The sequence below is a fragment of the Paenirhizobium selenitireducens ATCC BAA-1503 genome (assembly GCF_000518785.1).
GTDB classification, from domain to species: domain Bacteria; phylum Pseudomonadota; class Alphaproteobacteria; order Rhizobiales; family Rhizobiaceae; genus Allorhizobium; species Allorhizobium selenitireducens.
On the sequence record NZ_JAEG01000006.1, the window covers coordinates 337663 to 353265 of the forward strand.

General features: G+C 63.4%; 13 protein-coding genes. 4 read left to right on the top strand and 9 right to left on the bottom strand.

Annotated elements, in window-relative coordinates; genetic code table 11:
• Positions 1–45: 45 nt before the first annotated feature.
• Genes L867_RS0109010 through L867_RS0109025 form a run of 4 tightly spaced genes read right to left on the bottom strand, consistent with a single transcriptional unit; the run spans position 46 to position 3625 of the window.
• Positions 46–990, bottom strand: a complete 945-nt coding sequence (locus tag L867_RS0109010; RefSeq protein ID WP_028736573.1) for a LysR family transcriptional regulator — start codon at positions 988–990, stop codon at positions 46–48.
• Positions 991–1013: 23 nt separating this feature from the next.
• Positions 1014–2504 carry an aldehyde dehydrogenase gene (locus L867_RS0109015; RefSeq protein ID WP_028736574.1) on the bottom strand — a complete coding sequence of 497 codons (1491 nt, stop codon included), beginning with the start codon at positions 2502–2504 and terminating at the stop codon, positions 1014–1016.
• 22 nt (positions 2505–2526) lie between these two features.
• Positions 2527–3201 (bottom strand): DUF1028 domain-containing protein, encoded by a 675-nt coding sequence (locus tag L867_RS0109020; RefSeq protein ID WP_028736575.1) that lies wholly within the window; start codon positions 3199–3201, stop codon positions 2527–2529.
• A gap of 7 nt (positions 3202–3208) precedes the next feature.
• On the bottom strand, positions 3209–3625 hold the full coding sequence (locus L867_RS0109025) for a RidA family protein (RefSeq protein WP_028736576.1): 417 nt from the start codon (positions 3623–3625) through the stop codon (positions 3209–3211).
• Positions 3626–4045: 420 nt separating this feature from the next.
• Here L867_RS0109025 and L867_RS0109030 point away from each other — a divergent pair, with 420 nt between their 5' ends.
• A complete protein-coding gene (locus L867_RS0109030; RefSeq protein WP_037172937.1) occupies positions 4046–5272 on the top strand; it encodes a flavin-containing monooxygenase in 1227 nt (408 codons plus the stop codon).
• Positions 5273–5418: 146 nt separating this feature from the next.
• On the opposite strand, the gene L867_RS0109035 is transcribed toward L867_RS0109030, so the two are convergent.
• The 4 genes from L867_RS0109035 to L867_RS0109050 form a co-directional block, all read right to left on the bottom strand.
• A complete protein-coding gene (locus L867_RS0109035; RefSeq protein ID WP_028736578.1) occupies positions 5419–6942 on the bottom strand; it encodes a 4-hydroxyphenylacetate 3-hydroxylase family protein in 1524 nt (507 codons plus the stop codon).
• Positions 6943–7076: 134 nt separating this feature from the next.
• Positions 7077–8231: an acetylornithine deacetylase gene (argE, locus tag L867_RS0109040; RefSeq protein ID WP_028736579.1), complete on the bottom strand. Its 1155-nt coding sequence runs from the start codon at positions 8229–8231 to the stop codon at positions 7077–7079.
• Between the two features lie 12 nt (positions 8232–8243).
• Positions 8244–8612 carry a cupin domain-containing protein gene (locus tag L867_RS0109045; RefSeq protein WP_051438891.1) on the bottom strand — a complete coding sequence of 123 codons (369 nt, stop codon included), beginning with the start codon at positions 8610–8612 and terminating at the stop codon, positions 8244–8246.
• 9 nt (positions 8613–8621) lie between these two features.
• Positions 8622–10733 carry an oxidoreductase gene (locus L867_RS0109050; protein ID WP_051438892.1) on the bottom strand — a complete coding sequence of 704 codons (2112 nt, stop codon included), beginning with the start codon at positions 10731–10733 and terminating at the stop codon, positions 8622–8624.
• A 238-nt stretch (positions 10734–10971) separates the two neighbouring features.
• On the opposite strand from L867_RS0109050, the gene L867_RS0109055 reads away from it, so the two are divergent.
• Together L867_RS0109055 and L867_RS0109060 are read left to right on the top strand one after the other, a co-directional pair.
• Positions 10972–11961, top strand: coding sequence for a phosphotransferase enzyme family protein (locus L867_RS0109055; protein WP_028736582.1), 990 nt, complete (start codon positions 10972–10974; stop codon positions 11959–11961).
• 10 nt (positions 11962–11971) lie between these two features.
• Positions 11972–13300, top strand: a complete 1329-nt coding sequence (locus L867_RS0109060; protein WP_028736583.1) for an aspartate aminotransferase family protein — start codon at positions 11972–11974, stop codon at positions 13298–13300.
• A gap of 60 nt (positions 13301–13360) precedes the next feature.
• Here the strand turns inward: L867_RS0109060 and fabG are convergent, their stop codons facing one another.
• On the bottom strand, positions 13361–14134 hold the full coding sequence (gene fabG, locus L867_RS0109065; RefSeq protein ID WP_028736584.1) for a 3-oxoacyl-ACP reductase FabG: 774 nt from the start codon (positions 14132–14134) through the stop codon (positions 13361–13363).
• 315 nt (positions 14135–14449) lie between these two features.
• Between fabG and L867_RS0109075 the strand changes: the two genes are divergently transcribed.
• Positions 14450–15589, top strand: a complete 1140-nt coding sequence (locus L867_RS0109075) for an ABC transporter substrate-binding protein (RefSeq protein ID WP_028736585.1) — start codon at positions 14450–14452, stop codon at positions 15587–15589.
• Positions 15590–15603 lie beyond the last annotated feature (14 nt).

The following is a 15603-nucleotide window of genomic DNA, read 5'->3' on the forward strand; positions in this document are numbered from 1 at the left end:
TGCTTAGGCCCAGCCTAAGCAGGTCTAAAGCCGGGGAAGAGAGGCCTAACGGCGCTTCTGACTCATCGCCGGCGCCACCATGCCGGGGATGTAAGCATCGGAGATAAATGCCCGGGCGTGGTTGGCAAAAGCGGTGAGAAGGCGGGACTTGCGCAGGGATTTCAACGTCGCGAAGCCAATCGTCATCGGACGATGGTCGCCGGAGAGACGGACGCGCACCACCTTGCGACCGTCTAGCGCGGTGTCGGAGCGCGGCGTGACATTGGCGAGCGTGTAGCCATAGCCATTGGCCACCATGGTGCGGATGATGTCCGGGTGAGCGATGCGGAAGGCGATATTGGGCTGGAGCCCTTCCTTCATGAACAGCGCCAGAAAGTATTCGCTGGACAGCGGCAGGTCGAGAAAGACCATCGGCAGTTCGGCAAGTTCCTGCAAGGTGACGGCCGAATGGCGGGCGAGCGGATGTGACTCGCCGACCAGCGCATGCACCGGCAGGTCGACGAGCGGGGTAAACTCGACGTCGTCGGGTATCTGAAGGTCGTAGGTCACGGCCACGTCGATCACGGCCCGGCGCAGTCCGCTGAGCAGCATTTCCTGGTTGTCGGCATGCGGCCGGATGCTGGCCCTCGGAAAACCCGAGGTAAAGGACAGGGCGAGTTCCGGAAGGATCATCGGTGCAAGGGTCGTCAGGCACCCGACGTTCAACTGGCCGCGGACTTCATCGCTCGCCTCGGAGGCGACACTGTAGAGTGATTCGGCCTGCTCGATCAGCCGCTTGGCTTCGAGCAGCATGGAACGTCCCGCCGGCGTCAGCGACAAACCCTGGGCGTGATGCCGGACGAACAGTTGCACGTCGAGTTCCAGCTCCAGCTGGGAAATCGCCGTCGAGATGGAGGGCTGCGAGATGTTGATGCGCTCGGAGGCCTGGGTGATGCTGCCGGTCTCGCCGGCAGCAATGAAATATTCGAGTTGTCTGAGCGTAAAGCGCATGCGGAGGGTCCTGTATCAGGACCCTAGTATTTGATCCAGGTGGTCTTGAGTCCACTGAATTTATCGAAGGCATGCAGGGACAGGTCCCGCCCGATGCCGGATTGCTTGAAACCGCCGAACGGCGTCATCGGCGAAAGCGCATCGACGGTGTTGACCGACACCGTGCCGGCACGCAGCTTTTCCGACACGCGATGGGCGCGCGACAGGTTCGAGGTCCAGACAGAGGCGGCAAGCCCGTAGATCGTGTCGTTGGCGCGGGCGATCGCCTCCCCCTCGCTGTCGAAGGTCGACACCGCAAGCACCGGGCCGAAGATCTCCTCCCGCGACAGTCTGTCGTCGGCATCGACATCGGCGAAGATCGTCGGCTGGACGAAGCAGCCCTTGCCATCCACCCTCACCTGTTCGCCGCCGCTGACGAGCCGGCTGGTCTTTCGGCCATGTTCGATGAAGGACATGATGCGGGCCGTCTGGCCCTCGTCGACGATCGCCCCCATGCTGGATTTAGGATCGAGCGGATTGCCGGGCGTGTAGCGCCTGGCCCGCTCCGCCATCTTTTCGAGAAAGGCGTCGGCGATGGAGCGTTCGACCAGAAGACGAGAATTGGCCGAGCAGATTTCACCCTGGTTGAAGAAGATGCCGAAGGCGGCCATGTCGGCGGCGGCGTCGAGATCCTCGCAATCGGCAAAGATCAGGTTGGGGCTCTTGCCGCCGCATTCCAGCCAGACCTGTTTCATGTTCGACTGGGCGGAATAGCCGAGGAAATATTTGCCGACCTGGGTCGACCCGGTAAACGTGATGCAGTCGACATCGGGGTGCAGACCAAGCGCCCGGCCGGTCACTTCGCCAAGGCCGGGCACGACATTGAGAACGCCGTCCGGCAAGCCCGCTTCGACCGCAAGCTCGGCAAGACGCAGCGCCGAAAGCGGCGATTGTTCGGCCGGCTTGAGCACCACGCTATTGCCCATGGCCAACGCCGGAGCACATTTCCAGGTGGCCATGTCGAGCGGGAAATTCCACGGCACGACCGCGCCGACGACGCCGAGCGGCTCGCGGCGGACAATCGCCAGATTGCCAGGACCGGTCGGAGCCACCTCGTCATAGACCTTGTCGATTGCTTCGGCATACCACTGGAAGATCGCGGCGGAGCCGGGCACGTCGACGGTTGCCGCATCCATGACCAGCTTGCCCATGTCCAGACTGTCGAGAAGAGCAAGTTCGATCATGTTGGCGCGAATGAGATCGGCAAGCTTCAACAGCACGGCCTTGCGGTCGGCCGGCGACTTGCCGGACCAGCGGCCATCCTCGAAGGCGGCGCGGGCAGACTTCACCGCCCGGTCGACATCGGCCTCGCCACAGGCGGCGACCTTGGCAAGAAGCCCGCCCGTTGCCGGATTGATGCAATCGAAGGTCTCGCCCGACAGCGCCTCGACCGGCTTGCCGCCGATGAAAGCCTTGTCGCGAAAGCGGATGGCTGCCGCCTCCTTCGTCCAGTCGTGCCGTGCCAGATCCACCATCGGGAGCCTTCCGTCTATCTGTTCAGAGATCGCCCGGCACGCCGTAGCTGGGTGCCGCCGTCGGGTTGATCGCCCGGGTCACATAATCTTCGAGCTGCGGCTTGTAGATCGACCACAGCTTGCCCAGTTCGCCGATCGGGTCCTCTTCCACCCAGTCGACCCGCAGGTCGGCGATCGGCCAGGAGACGTTGCGCACGAGATAGAGCCCCGCCGAATGGACGGGACCCGCCTCGCCGCCCGCGGCAAGCGCTGCCTGCATGGCGACCAGAAGCCGGTCGCCGAGGTGACCTTCCGATTCCTCGAATGCCGCCACCATGCGCTTCGGCACGAAGGGATTGGCAAGCAGGTTGCCGGCGGCGGCGCAATCCTTGCCCTGGGCGACCGCATGGGTGCCGAGGGTGTGCTCGCCCGAGTGGATCGCGGTGCGACCTTGCGCGTCGAGCAATACGACCTGGCGCCACGGCGCCGTGTCATAGCCTTCAAGAAGCGCTGCGAGCGCCTGTTCGGCATCAAGGCCCTGCGCCATCAGGTCCAGGCCCTTCGGCCCGAGTGAGGGATCCGTGATGTTCTGCGTCGCGACGACGCCGGCGCCGGCCCGGGCATGGGCGCAACGGGCAGCGACCGCGGGGGACGAGGAGGAGATCGCGATGCCCATCATGCCGGTCTTCGGGCAGCGCGCCGAGATGGAAAAGGTCATGGGAGCCTCACTCGGGGATGACGGCGGTGACGTCGATCTCGACCAGCCATTCCGGACGCGCCAGCGCCGAAACGACGATACCGGTCGAGACGGGGAAAACGCCCTTCAGCCACTTGCCGACGACGCGATAGACCTGCTCGCGATATCGCGGGTCGACGATATAGATGACGATCTTGGTGATGTGTGCGAGCTCGGAGCCGGCTTCGTCGAGCAGCATCTTGATATTGGCCATGGCCTGCTCCGCCTGGGCGGTCACGTCGCCAATGCCGATATTCTCTGCCGTGTCCAGATTCTGGCCGATCTGGCCGCGAACGAAAACCATCGCGCCCCTGGCGACGACGACCTGGCAAAGATCGTTGTCGAGCTTCTGCTCCGGATAGGTGTCCTTGGTGTTGAACTGGCGGATGCGCTTGTGCACTGGCATGGTCATTCCATTCTTCCGTTGAACAGGGCTCGCAAAGGCTGGCAGGGGCTTCGGAATTCTGTCCGCAATGGGCGTCGAAACGGCTCCTGCATGCGGCAATTCCTGCGGTCTCTTCCCGGTCTCCGCAAAGCGGTCGCCCTTACTGGAGCCACAGGTCGCTTGAGAATGAAAGAAGGCTTTCCATGCGCCCTGCATCAGGAAATCCGAAGCATTGGCGCCTGCTGGTTAGCCAGGCCGGCAATGCGGCGATGAGCATGGACTGTGAGGATCGCCGAAAGGGTGCCACGCCCTACTTCGCAATATCCAAACCAAGGCCGAACTAAATCATATTTTGCCGAACCAGCACCTTCGACTACGAATTCTCCCATTCCTCAGCCCCCCGGGTTGAGAGGTCATGAATTCCAGAGAAGGAGCCCGTGCATGACGGTTGAGAAAGTCGATACGCTGGTCATCGGTGGCGGCCAGGCGGGGCTCGCGGCGAGCGAACACCTGACGAACAACGGCGTTCCTCACCTCGTCATCGAGCGCAAGCGGATCGCCGAGCGCTGGCGCAGCGAACGCTGGGACACGCTGGTGGCCAACGGTCCGGCCTGGCACGACCGCTTTCCCAACATGACCTTCGACATGGACCCGGACGGGTTTGCGAGCAAGGACAGCATCGTCAGCTATTTCGAGGCCTATGCCAAGCAGATCGATGCGCCGATCCGCTGCGGCGTCGAGGTGACCGCGCTCAGCCGCAAGCCGGACGGGTCCGGATTCATCGCCGAAACCAGCCAGGGCACCATCGAGGCGAGCAACGTGGTGGCAGCCACCGGGCCGTTCCAGAAGCCTGTGATCCCACCGGTCGTGCCGACCGACAGCGGCATCACCCAGATCCATTCGGCGTCCTACTGCAATCCGACGCAGCTGCCGGAAGGTGGCGTGCTGGTGATCGGCGCCGGTTCCTCCGGCGTCCAGATTGCCGACGAACTGGCGCGTGCCGGCCGCAAGGTCTATCTCGCGGTCGGCCCGCACAACCGGCCGCCGCGCAGCTATCGCGGCAAGGATTTCGTCTGGTGGCTCGGCGCGCTCGGCCTCTGGAACATCGAGACGCCGGATCCGTCCACCGAACATGTTACCATCGCCGTCAGCGGCGCCCGCGGCGGCCATACGGTGGATTTCCGCGATCTCGCCGCCCAGGGCATCGCGCTTGTCGGCCGCGCGGAATCATTCGAGAATGGCACCATGCATTTTGCCGCGGATCTGGCGAAGAACATCGCCATGGGGGATGCCGACTATCTTTCGGTACTCGATTCCGCCGATGCGCATATTGCGCGCGAAGGACTGGATTTCCCCGAGGAGCCCGAAGCCCGCACCATCGGCCCCGAGCCCGACTGCGTGAAGAACCCGATCCTCGATCTCGATCTCGCCAAGGCCGGCATCACCACGATCATCTGGGCAACCGGCTATGCGCTCGATTTCGGCTGGCTGCAATTCGACGTGATGGATGAAAGGGGCCGTCCGGCCCACCAGCGCGGCGTCTCCAAGGTGCCGGGTTTCTACTTCCTCGGTCTCGCCTGGCTATCGCGCCGCGCCTCGCCCTTCATCTGGGGTGTCTGGCACGATGCCAAATACATCGCCGAACAGATTGCCGCAAAGGTCCGCTGAGGCCTGCATTTCGATCGAGGCGGCTTTCCAGGCAGGAAGCCGCCTCGATTGCGTTCAGAACAGGTGGCCACGCACGGATCTGACAGATTGAACGCCTGCACCGGACGCAACGGCAGGCTTGCCGCCAATGGCGCGTGATATCCGCGTTATTCGGCTGCTACCGTGGAAGGAACGGCCGTGTTGAACCACTGGCTGACCGCGCTGTCGCCGGCGGTGCGCGTCGTCTTTCCCAGCACGTTTTCCGAGAGGCCGGCGGCCTTCTGAACCAGTTCGAGCGGTCCGTCCCAGTCGAAATTGCGGTAGACGGCGGCCAGATGCGCGAAAGGCGGCGACTGGGCAAACAGCTGGAAGGTCAGCCGGTGGCCGGCATAGTCGGAATTGAGCAGATCGCGGGCAAAGGCCAGCAGCTTGCGGCGGTCGTCGGCGATCCAGTCCTCGTTGACCGTATAGAACTTGTCGAGCCAGGGCTTGGTCTCCGGTGCGTCGAAGTCTGCCTTGTCGGGGGTCACGCAGATCTGCCCGCCGCACAGTTCGCGGGCGATGTGCATCATCTCATGAAGCTGCGAACAGGCCAGAACGCGGCCGGTATAGAGCAGTGACTGGTTCGGCATCATCAGCCCGCCGGGCGAGCGCTCGGCCAGGGCGATCGCGGCAGTCAGGTGCGCATTGATGCCTTCGCGGTAGACGGCAAGCTGAGCAAGCTTTTCCTGGACGGATTGATGCTTGTCGAGACCGGTCTGGCGGGCATTGAAGAGGGCCGCCCCGATCATCATGTCGGCGAGCTTCAGATTGCGCTGAACAAAGGCGAAAGCCGAATAGCGATGCAGCGTCGCGCGCATGAACATCGCCGCCCGGGTATGGCGGTAGAACAGCACGTTTTCCCAAGGGATGAGCACGTTGTCGAAGATGACCAGTGTGTCGACCTCGTCGAACTTGCTCGACAGGGGATAGTCGTCCGCCGGTGCGCGCCCGGCAAACCCGGTCCGGCAGATGAATTTCAGCCCCGGCGAGCCGAGATCGCAGATGAAGCCGACGGCATAGTCGGAATAGGCTTCGCTGCCCCAGTTGGCGATGGTCGGCTTGGTGAAGGCCTGGTTGGCATAGGCGGCGGCCGTCTCATACTTGGCGCCGCGCACGACGATACCGGCATCGGTCTCCTTCACCACATGCAGCAGCATGTCCGGATCCTGCTCCTGCGGCGGCCGGGAGCGGTCCCCCTTCGGGTCGGTATTTGCCGAGACGTGGAAAGGATCGGCCTTGATCACCCGGGATATGTGGTTCCGGATATTGGCGGAGAATTGCGGATCGACCTCGTTCAGCACATCCTGCCCGTCGAACAGCGACCACATCTCGCCGACCGTCTCGTCTCCCACCCGGGTGACGATGCCGCCGATATCCTCGAGCAGCGTATCCGTCGCGCGGCGCTTGTCCCACCAATCGGCCTGGGTGTGTGGCAGCTTGTTGCCGATGGCGCTCCATTCGCCATCTTCCTCGTAAGCCATGACATGCCGGGTCCTGGCATCGTGCTGCATGTCGTAGATGCGGGCACGGATATCGACGAGCGGCTTGAACATCGGATGGCTGGCGACATCACTCACCTTCTCGCCGCCGACATAGACCTCGCGGCCGTCGCGGATCGATTCGATGTATTCGTCCCCTGTGCGGATCATGCTGAAGGCCTCCGGTCGCATCCGAAGCCCCGCGGGCTCCGCCAGTCTCTCATCCCGAACATTGTTGGCAGCGCCGGAGGCTTTGAGAAATTAGTTCTTTCGGGCATTCTGCCTTGGTTTTTCCGAAGCCGTGGTCAGGCTGCGGACAGACCGAAGCAGAGGCGTGTAAGCATCGCGCGACAGGCCTCGATCTGGCTGCGTTCGACGAATTCGTCGGCCTTGTGGCCTTGCGCCATGCTACCCGGCCCGCACACGACAGCCGGCACGGCCAGCGCCTGCTTGAACAGGCCGCCCTCGGTCCCGAAGGCTACCTTGATGCTGCGATTGGCACCGGCGGCGGAAAGTGCCCGGGCAAGGGCGCCGTCGCCTGCGTCCCCGGCAAGGCCCGGATATTCGTTGACGATCTCGATCGATATTCCAGCCTTGGGAAAGCGCTTTCGGGCGACGGTGGAGAGTGCCTCCGCCTTGTCGAACAGCCGGTCGAGCAGGCCTGCTGCATCGTCCGCCGCGACATTGCGGATCTCGAAATCCAGCAGGCAATGTTCGGGCACGATGTTGAGCGCCGTTCCGCCCTGGATGATGCCGGCATGAACGGTGGTGTAGGGAATGTCGTATTCCTCGTCGCGGCTGCCCCCTTCGGCAAGGTCCGCCTGCAGTCCACGGAGTTCACCGAGAAAATCGGCGGCAAGATGGATGGCGTTGAGGCCGGTCGGCGCCAATGCGGAATGGGCAGCCACGCCGCAACAGGATGCGCGGGCCGCGAGCTTGCCCTTGTGCCCGGAGGCGACCTGCATGGCGGTCGGCTCGCCGATCAGAACCCAGTCCGGCCTCAGTCCCGCCTTGGCCAAGTCCGCCAGCATCGGGCGAACGCCGACGCAGCCGATCTCCTCGTCATAGGAAAGCGCCAGATGCAGCGGTGCAGCGAGCGGCTTCGAGCGCGCCAGCACCATGGCCTCGATCGCGCAGGCGACGAAGCCCTTCATGTCGGTGGTGCCGCGCCCGTAGAGGCGGCCATCCTGCTCCGACAGGCGGAAGGGATCGCGCGTCCAGTCCTGGCCGTCGACCGGAACCACGTCGGTGTGCCCCGACAGCACCAGGCCGCCGGGACCTGACGGCCCGACGGTGGCAAACAACGAGGCGCGATCGCCGGCCGGCGACGGATACAGACGACATTCGACACCAGCCTCTGCAAGCACAGAGGAAACGTAGCGGATGAGCTCGATATTGCCGTCCCGGCTGACGGAGGGGAAGGCAATCAACCGCTCGAGAATGTCGTAGGCGTTGGTCATGCCGATCCGTCCTTACAGATCGACGGTCGTCGCCAGATAGCTCTTGCGGATCGATGCCGAACGGATGTGCCACAGGAGCGGCGTGCCCTTGGCAATGATCCAGCTGTCGCCGGGACCATAGACCACCGTTTCGCCGCTTGCCTCATCGGTGATCGCCAGTTCCCCGTCGAGCAGCGTCGCGTGCTCGTGGAACGGATAGGTGACGCGATACTTGCCCTGGGTGGCGGTGTAGAGGCCACCGGAAACCGGGGTTTCGAACGAACCGAAAAGCAGCTTTCCGGCAACCTGGATCGGCCCCTCGACCGTCGTCGCCCCGATGTCTTCCGGCGAGCCCCAGGCGTCCAGCGGGTCGCGGGACATGTCGAGTTTGAATGGCAGCATGGTCTATCCTCAGTCGATTGGCAGGAGTTCGGTGATTTCGCGCTTGAAAGGCAGGGCGCCTTCGGCCAGCGGTTCGCCGTCAAGCTCTTCGGCATAGCGGCGGCCGGCATAGGTGGCGTGGGCAATGGTGGCCGGCGCCAGCGCATCGCCGATGGCGGTGACGCTTTCGATGCCGGCATCGGCCCACTCGGCCTGCCGCGCGACGAGATCGAGGAAAAGCCCCTCGTTCGGCAAGCGTGCGGTGACGAGCACGACGGCGTCGGCCTCCATGCGCTCCTGACGGCCGGTAAACGTGCAGGACAGCGTCGCTTCGCCGGCGCCGATCGCGTCCAGCGCCGTGAAACTCTTGACGGTCACACCCTTTTCGAGAAGCCGCTTCTGGATGAAGTGCTGCTCCATCGTGTTGCGGGTCCAGGTCGACGCCTCGGACGCAGGCGTGGCATAGATGGTCTCATAGCCCTTTTCCGCCATCAGCTCGGCCATCACGCCGCCCATGTAATAATGGTCGTCGTCCCAGACGATGACGCGCTTGCCAGCCGGCAGGCGTCCAGCCATCACGTCGCTCGGACAGAGGACCTGAGCACCTTCGGCGATCGGCAGAGGCATGGTATGCAGGTGTCCAACGCCGTCATTGCGCCAGGTCGATCCCGTTGCAATGGCTATGCGAGGAATGCCGAAAGCCAGCACGTCTTCGGCCGTCAAACGGCTGTCGAAATAGGTCTCGACATTGGCCAGCTGGTTGAGCTGCAGCTTGCGATAGTCGGCAACGCGGGTCCAGGCGGAGAGCCCCGGCAGACGCGCCTCCTGCAGCACGCGGCCGCCGAGTTCCGTTCCGGCTTCCGCCAGCGTCACGGCATAGCCGCGCTTGCCGAGCGTCTGCGCCGCCTCGAGACCGGCCGGTCCGCCGCCGACGATCAGCACGGGTTTGTCCGACTTGGCCTTGCGCACCTTTTCCGGATGCCATCCCTTGCGCCATTCCTCGGCCATGGTCGGGTTCTGCGTGCAGCGGATCGGCGACATGGTGAAATCGCCCGAAACACAGATATTGCAGCCGATGCACTCGCGGATGTCGTCGAAACGGCCCTCCTCGATCTTCTTCGGCAGGAACGGATCGGCGATCGACGGACGCGCGGCGCCGATCATGTCGAGAATGCCCTTGTTGACGAGGCTGACCATGCGGTCGACCGACGTGTAACGACCGACACCGACGACCGGCTTGGAGGTGAGCCGCTTGACGCCGACGATGAAGGGTTCCTGGGCACCCTCTTCGGCAAAACGGGAGGTGCGGCTGTCGTTTTCCCAGCCGGCAAGCGTCACGTCCCACAGGTCCGGCAGGTCGGCCATCAGGCCGATCATGTCCTCGACCTCTTCCTTGTAGAGACCGCCCTCGCCCATCAGTTCATCGACGGAAATGCGGATCGGCACGGCGCATGTGTCGCCGACCGCATCCTTGGTCTCCTCGGTGATTTCGCGCAGGAGCCGGATGCGGTTCTCGATGCCGCCGCCATATTCGTCGGTGCGCTGGTTGTAGCGGCGCGACAGGAAGTGGTGCAGGAAGCCGAGCGAATGGGCCGCATAGACATAGATCAGGTCGAAACCGGCGCGTTTGGCGCGGTTGACCGCCGCCAGATGCCATTTGCGGATGTTCTTGATGTCGGTGGCATCCATGCGCCGCGCCTGCACCGGATCATAGGTGAAGGTGGCAACGGGGAGATGCGCCGGTCCCATCGGCACTTCGCGCGAGTAGAGGTTCGAACCGTTCATGCCATTATAGGCAAGTTCGATACCGGCCAGCGCCCCGCCCTCGTGGATCTTGTCGACCATGCGCGACAGCGCCGGAATGTCCCGATCGTCCCACAGGCGCAGCTCGATGAACGGCGTGATCTCGGAGGTGTAGTGAAATTCCACCTGCTCGGTGCAGACGACAGCCCAGCCGCCCTCGGCCTTCACGCCGCGCATATGGGCCAGCGCCGTCGGGTCCCGATAGCCCATGCCGTTGCAGTGCGGCACCTGGTAGAAGCGGTTGCGGGCGGTCACTGGACCGATCTTCACCGGCTCGAACAGCACGTCATAACGGCTCGGCCGCGCCTGCGGCGCGCCCCAATTCACCCACTCGCTCATATCGCTCCCCGGCATCGCATCGACCGGGACGATAGGACGATATCCGCTTAGGGGAAATAACACTTTAAATGGAGCTTGCTTCGCAAATCCGGAAGCAAGAGATCTGGAGCGCCACACCACACGCTCCGAATGGCATCCCTAAATGCCCGGAAAGGTGTGTCTTCTGCATATTTTATGTTGCATTTCCAACATTAATATTGTTGGATTTGCCAACTCATGATCCGAACGAGCGTGCAAAATGTTGTATGATGCAGATTTTCTGTCGAGGCTGGAACATGGTCTGAAGGACCTCTCCTCGGTCTGGGGCGTCTCGCCGGAGGCCGATCTCAAGCTGCTGACGATTTCAGAGAACGCCACCTTTCGCATTGCCGACGCCAAGGGCGGGCGCGACCTGATCGTGCGCGTGCATCGGCCGGACTACCATACGGAAGCGGAGATCCTCTCCGAGCTCGCCTGGATCGAGGCGCTGCGTCAGGAAAGCGTGGTCGCCACGCCGCAGCCGATCACGGCCATGGATGGAAGCCTGCTGCAGGTCTTCTCCGACGGCGAAACCATGCGCCATGCTGTCGCCTTCGAATATATGCCCGGCAAGGAGCCGGATGCCGAATCCGATCTCGTCCGCTGGTATGGCACGCTCGGCGAGATCAACGCCCGCCTGCACGGCCACAGCCGCGGCTGGGCGCGGCCGGACCGGTTCATCCGCAAGACCTGGAACTTCGACCGCATTCTTGGGCACGGCGCCTATTGGGGCGACTGGCGCGCCGCCTTAGGATTGACGCCCGAGGGCAGAGATATCCTCGAACGCACCCACGCGCTGCTCGAAACCCAGACCGCGGCCTACGGCTACGGCGCCGATCGCTTCGGCCTCGTTCACTGCGACATGCGTGCCGCCAACCTGCTGGTCGAGGGCGACCGGCTCGGCGTCATCGATTTCGACGACTGCGGCCTGTCCTGGTTCGCCTATGACTTTGCCGCCGCGATCAGCTTCATGGAGCACGAGCCCTTCATTCCCGACCTGATGGCGGCCTGGCTCGAAGGCTACCGGCGCGTCGCACCGCTCGATGCCGAACACGAGGCGGCTTTGCCGATGTTCATCATGCTCCGCCGCATGCAACTCACCGCCTGGATCGCCTCGCATGCCGAGACGCCGACGGCCCAGTCCATGGGCACCGCCTATACAGACGGCACCGTGGCGCTCGCGAAGCGCTATCTGGCCGAACCCCGTTGAGGAGAGCCCTATGAGCGTCGCCACCAAGGAAATTCTCGACCTCAACCGCTTCGATGCCACCCGCACCGATGGTTTTCCGCCCGAACTTGCCGAGCGCGTCGCCAAACGCCAGGCGGCCTTCGGCGCTTCTTCCGTGCTGTTCTACGAGCAGCCGATCGAGATGGTGCGCGCCCGGGGCGCCTATATGTATGACGCCGGTGGACGGCAGTATCTAGACGTCTACAACAACGTTCCCTCGGTCGGCCATTGCCACCCGCGCGTGGTCGAGGCCGTCGCCCGCCAGGTCGGCGAACTCAACATCCACACGCGCTACCTCAACCGCGTCGTCGAGGCCTATACCGAAAAGCTGCTCTCCAAGTTTCCGCAGAGCCTGAGCAATGTCGTGCTGACCTGCACCGGCAGCGAGAGCAATGATCTCGCCATGCGCATCGCCCGCATCGCCACCGGTGCGGAAGGCTTCATCGTCACCGAGGCCGCCTATCACGGCAATACGGCGCTGGTGACGGAAATCTCCCCCTCATCGCTGCGCAAGCGCAAGCCCGCCCCCTTCGTGGCAATCATCCCGGCGCCCGCCGCCCGCGACGGCATGAGCGTGGAGGCAAGCTTCGCCGCCTCGGTCGAACAGGCGATCGCCGAGCTGAAGTCGCGCGGTATCGGCCTTGCCGCACTGATCATCGACACGATTTTTTCCAGCGACGGCATCTATGCCGATCCGGCCGGCTTCCTCAAAGGGGCGACCGATGCCGTGCACCGCGCCGGCGGCCTGTTGATCGCCGACGAGGTCCAGCCCGGCTTCGGCCGCACCGGCGGCGGTTTGTGGGGCTTCGAGCGCCACGGCGTGACGCCCGACATCGTCACCATGGGAAAGCCCATGGGCAACGGCTTCCCGATGGGCGGCGTCGTCACAAGGCCGGAATTCCTGAAACGGTTCTGCGAGGAAACCGGCTACTTCAACACCTTTGGCGGCAATCCCGTGGCGGCCGCGGCCGGCCATGCCGTGCTGCAGGTGATCGAGGACGAGGGACTGGTCGAGCGGTCCGCCGCGGTCGGCGGCTATTTCAGGCAATCGCTTGAGGCCTTGCAGGGCACGCATTCCGAGATCGGCGACGTGCGCGGTGCCGGCCTGTTCATCGGCCTCGATTTCGTCGACCCGACAACCGGGGCGCCCGACACCGCCCTCGCCACCCATGCGATCAACCAGCTGAAGCACAACGGCATCCTGATCGGGGCTGCGGGCAAATACGGCGCGACGCTGAAGATCCGCCCGCCGCTGTGCTTTTCGCAAGAAGATGCCGACCTCTTCACCGGCACGCTGGACACGATCCTCAAGGCGCGCTGAGGCGCCTGAACAGCTTGCGAGCAAGCCGGGCGCGACGATCGTGCCCGGCTTCTTTCATGTTCAGCCCATGGCTTCGAGTGCGCCGAGCGATTCCGGCAGGATCTGGCCGCCGTCGACGACGATCGACTGGCCGGTGATATAGGCGGCCTCTTCGGAGGCGAAGAACAGCGCGGCATTGGCGATGTCGGCCGGCGTGCCGAGACGGCGCAGCGGCACCGAGGCTTCCATGGAAGCGATATAATCAGGGCCGTTGCCTTCGAGGCCTTCCGTCATGATGTTGCCGGGCATCACTGCATTCACGGTGATCTTCTTCGGCGCAAGCTCGATCGCCGCCGTGCGCATGAAGCCGAGCTGGCCGGCCTTGCTCGCCCCGTAATGCGACCAGCCCGGATAACCGGTGATCGGTCCGGTGATCGACGAGGTGATGATGATGCGCCCGGAACCCGCCTTGGTCATCGCCGGCAGCACCGCCGAGACGCTGAGGAAGGTGCTCTTGAGATTGGTCGAGATGACGTGATCGAAATCGGCCGCCGTCATTTCGCCGAGCTTGGCGGCCGGGAAGATACCGGCATTGGCGCACAGCACGTCGACGCCGCCATAGCGGGCAACGGCCGCCTCGACCATGCCCTTGCAGCCTTCTTCCGTGCTGACATCGGCGGCATATCCCGATGCGTTCGGACCGATCTTAGCGGCGACCGCGTCGGCATCCGCCTGGCTGCGCGACACGACGAGCACGTTCAGCCCGGCCTCCCCGAAGCGCAATGCGATGCCCTTGCCGATCCCGCGGCTGCCACCCGTGACGATAACTGTTTTACCTTGTAGCGACTTCAACATTTCTTGCTCACTTCGTTGTTCTGGACCAAGGGGGCTCGGCCGCCGATATTGCCCGATTTTTTTGCGCGAGATTAAAACCTAGCCACTCCTGCATCGGCGATTGCCCAAAAGAAATGCAAAGTAATTCTCGTGCATTAGGTGGAATTCGGCGACGGATGCAGGACGCCGGCAAGCGTCATTTCGCTTGCCACATCCTCATTGCGCAATGCACAATGAAGAAGAAAATAGATGTTGTAAACCACACATTTTTACGACACAGTTCCAACATTATAAGTTCACAAGCCGCCACAGCCGGCCAAAAACAGGGGAACGATAATGCTGAAACTCTCCAGACGTAACATGATGCAGATGATGGGCGCGGCGGCCTTTTCCGGACCGCTGGCAAGCGCCACGCGCGCCTTTGCCGCGCGCGAGAAGGAACTGAACATCCTCTGCTGGGAAGGCTACAATTCCGCGCAGGTGCTCGACCCGTTCCGCTCCAGCCAGTCGGCGACCGTCAAGGCCGAGAGCCTGACCAACGACCCGACCATGATCAACCGCCTGCGCGCCGGCGAAACCAAGATCTGGGACCTGATCAACGTCAACAATCCCTGGGCCCGCAAGGTCATGGCACCGGCCGGCCTCATCAAGCCTTTGCCGCGCGCCGAGTTTGAGCCTTACTTCGACACCATGCTGCCCGACTTCAAGGCGCCGTATCGCTGGGCGATGAGCGACGACGGCAAGGACCTGCTCGGCATGGCCCAGCGCTTCGGGCCCTACAGCTTCGTCGTCAACACCGACAAGGTCAGCAAGGCGACGGCGGAAGAACAGGGCTGGGACCTGTTCAACGACACAGCCCTCGCCGGCAAGTACGGCATCCAGGAATCCGACGACTGGAACGTCTTCAACATCTTCCTGATTGCCGGCATCAATCCGTTCAAGGAACACACGGAAGAGGAGTTCAAGACCTTCTCCGCGACCGCCGAGAAGGTGTTCAAGGGCGCCAAGATGGTCGGCGACATGGCCTCGCTCAACCAGGCGCTCGTGTCCGGCGAAATCGACCTCTACATGACCGGCGGCACCTATTCCGTCTCGCCGGCCCGGGCCGACGGTTATCCGAACCTGCGGGCCATCACCCCGCTCAAGGGCCCGATCGACGGCAAGGGCGGCATTTCCTGGATCGAGATCACCTCGACGGTCAACAATCCGGACCTGTCGCCGCTCGCCATCGAATTCCTCAAATACGTCCAGGATCCGGAAGTTGCCCACACCGTCGCCTTCGCCGAAGGCACGTTCAATCCGGTCAGCCAGATGGGCAATCCGAAGTGCTTCGAACTCTTCACCAAGGACGAGCTGGACGCCATCCAGTGGGACAGCCTTGAAGAGGACATGGCCCGTTCGGCCGAGTACGACATCGTGCCCGACTACGACAAGGCACTGGAACTGATGACGGCGGCCAAGCGCCTGCGCGGCTGAGCCGGTCCTGTCCC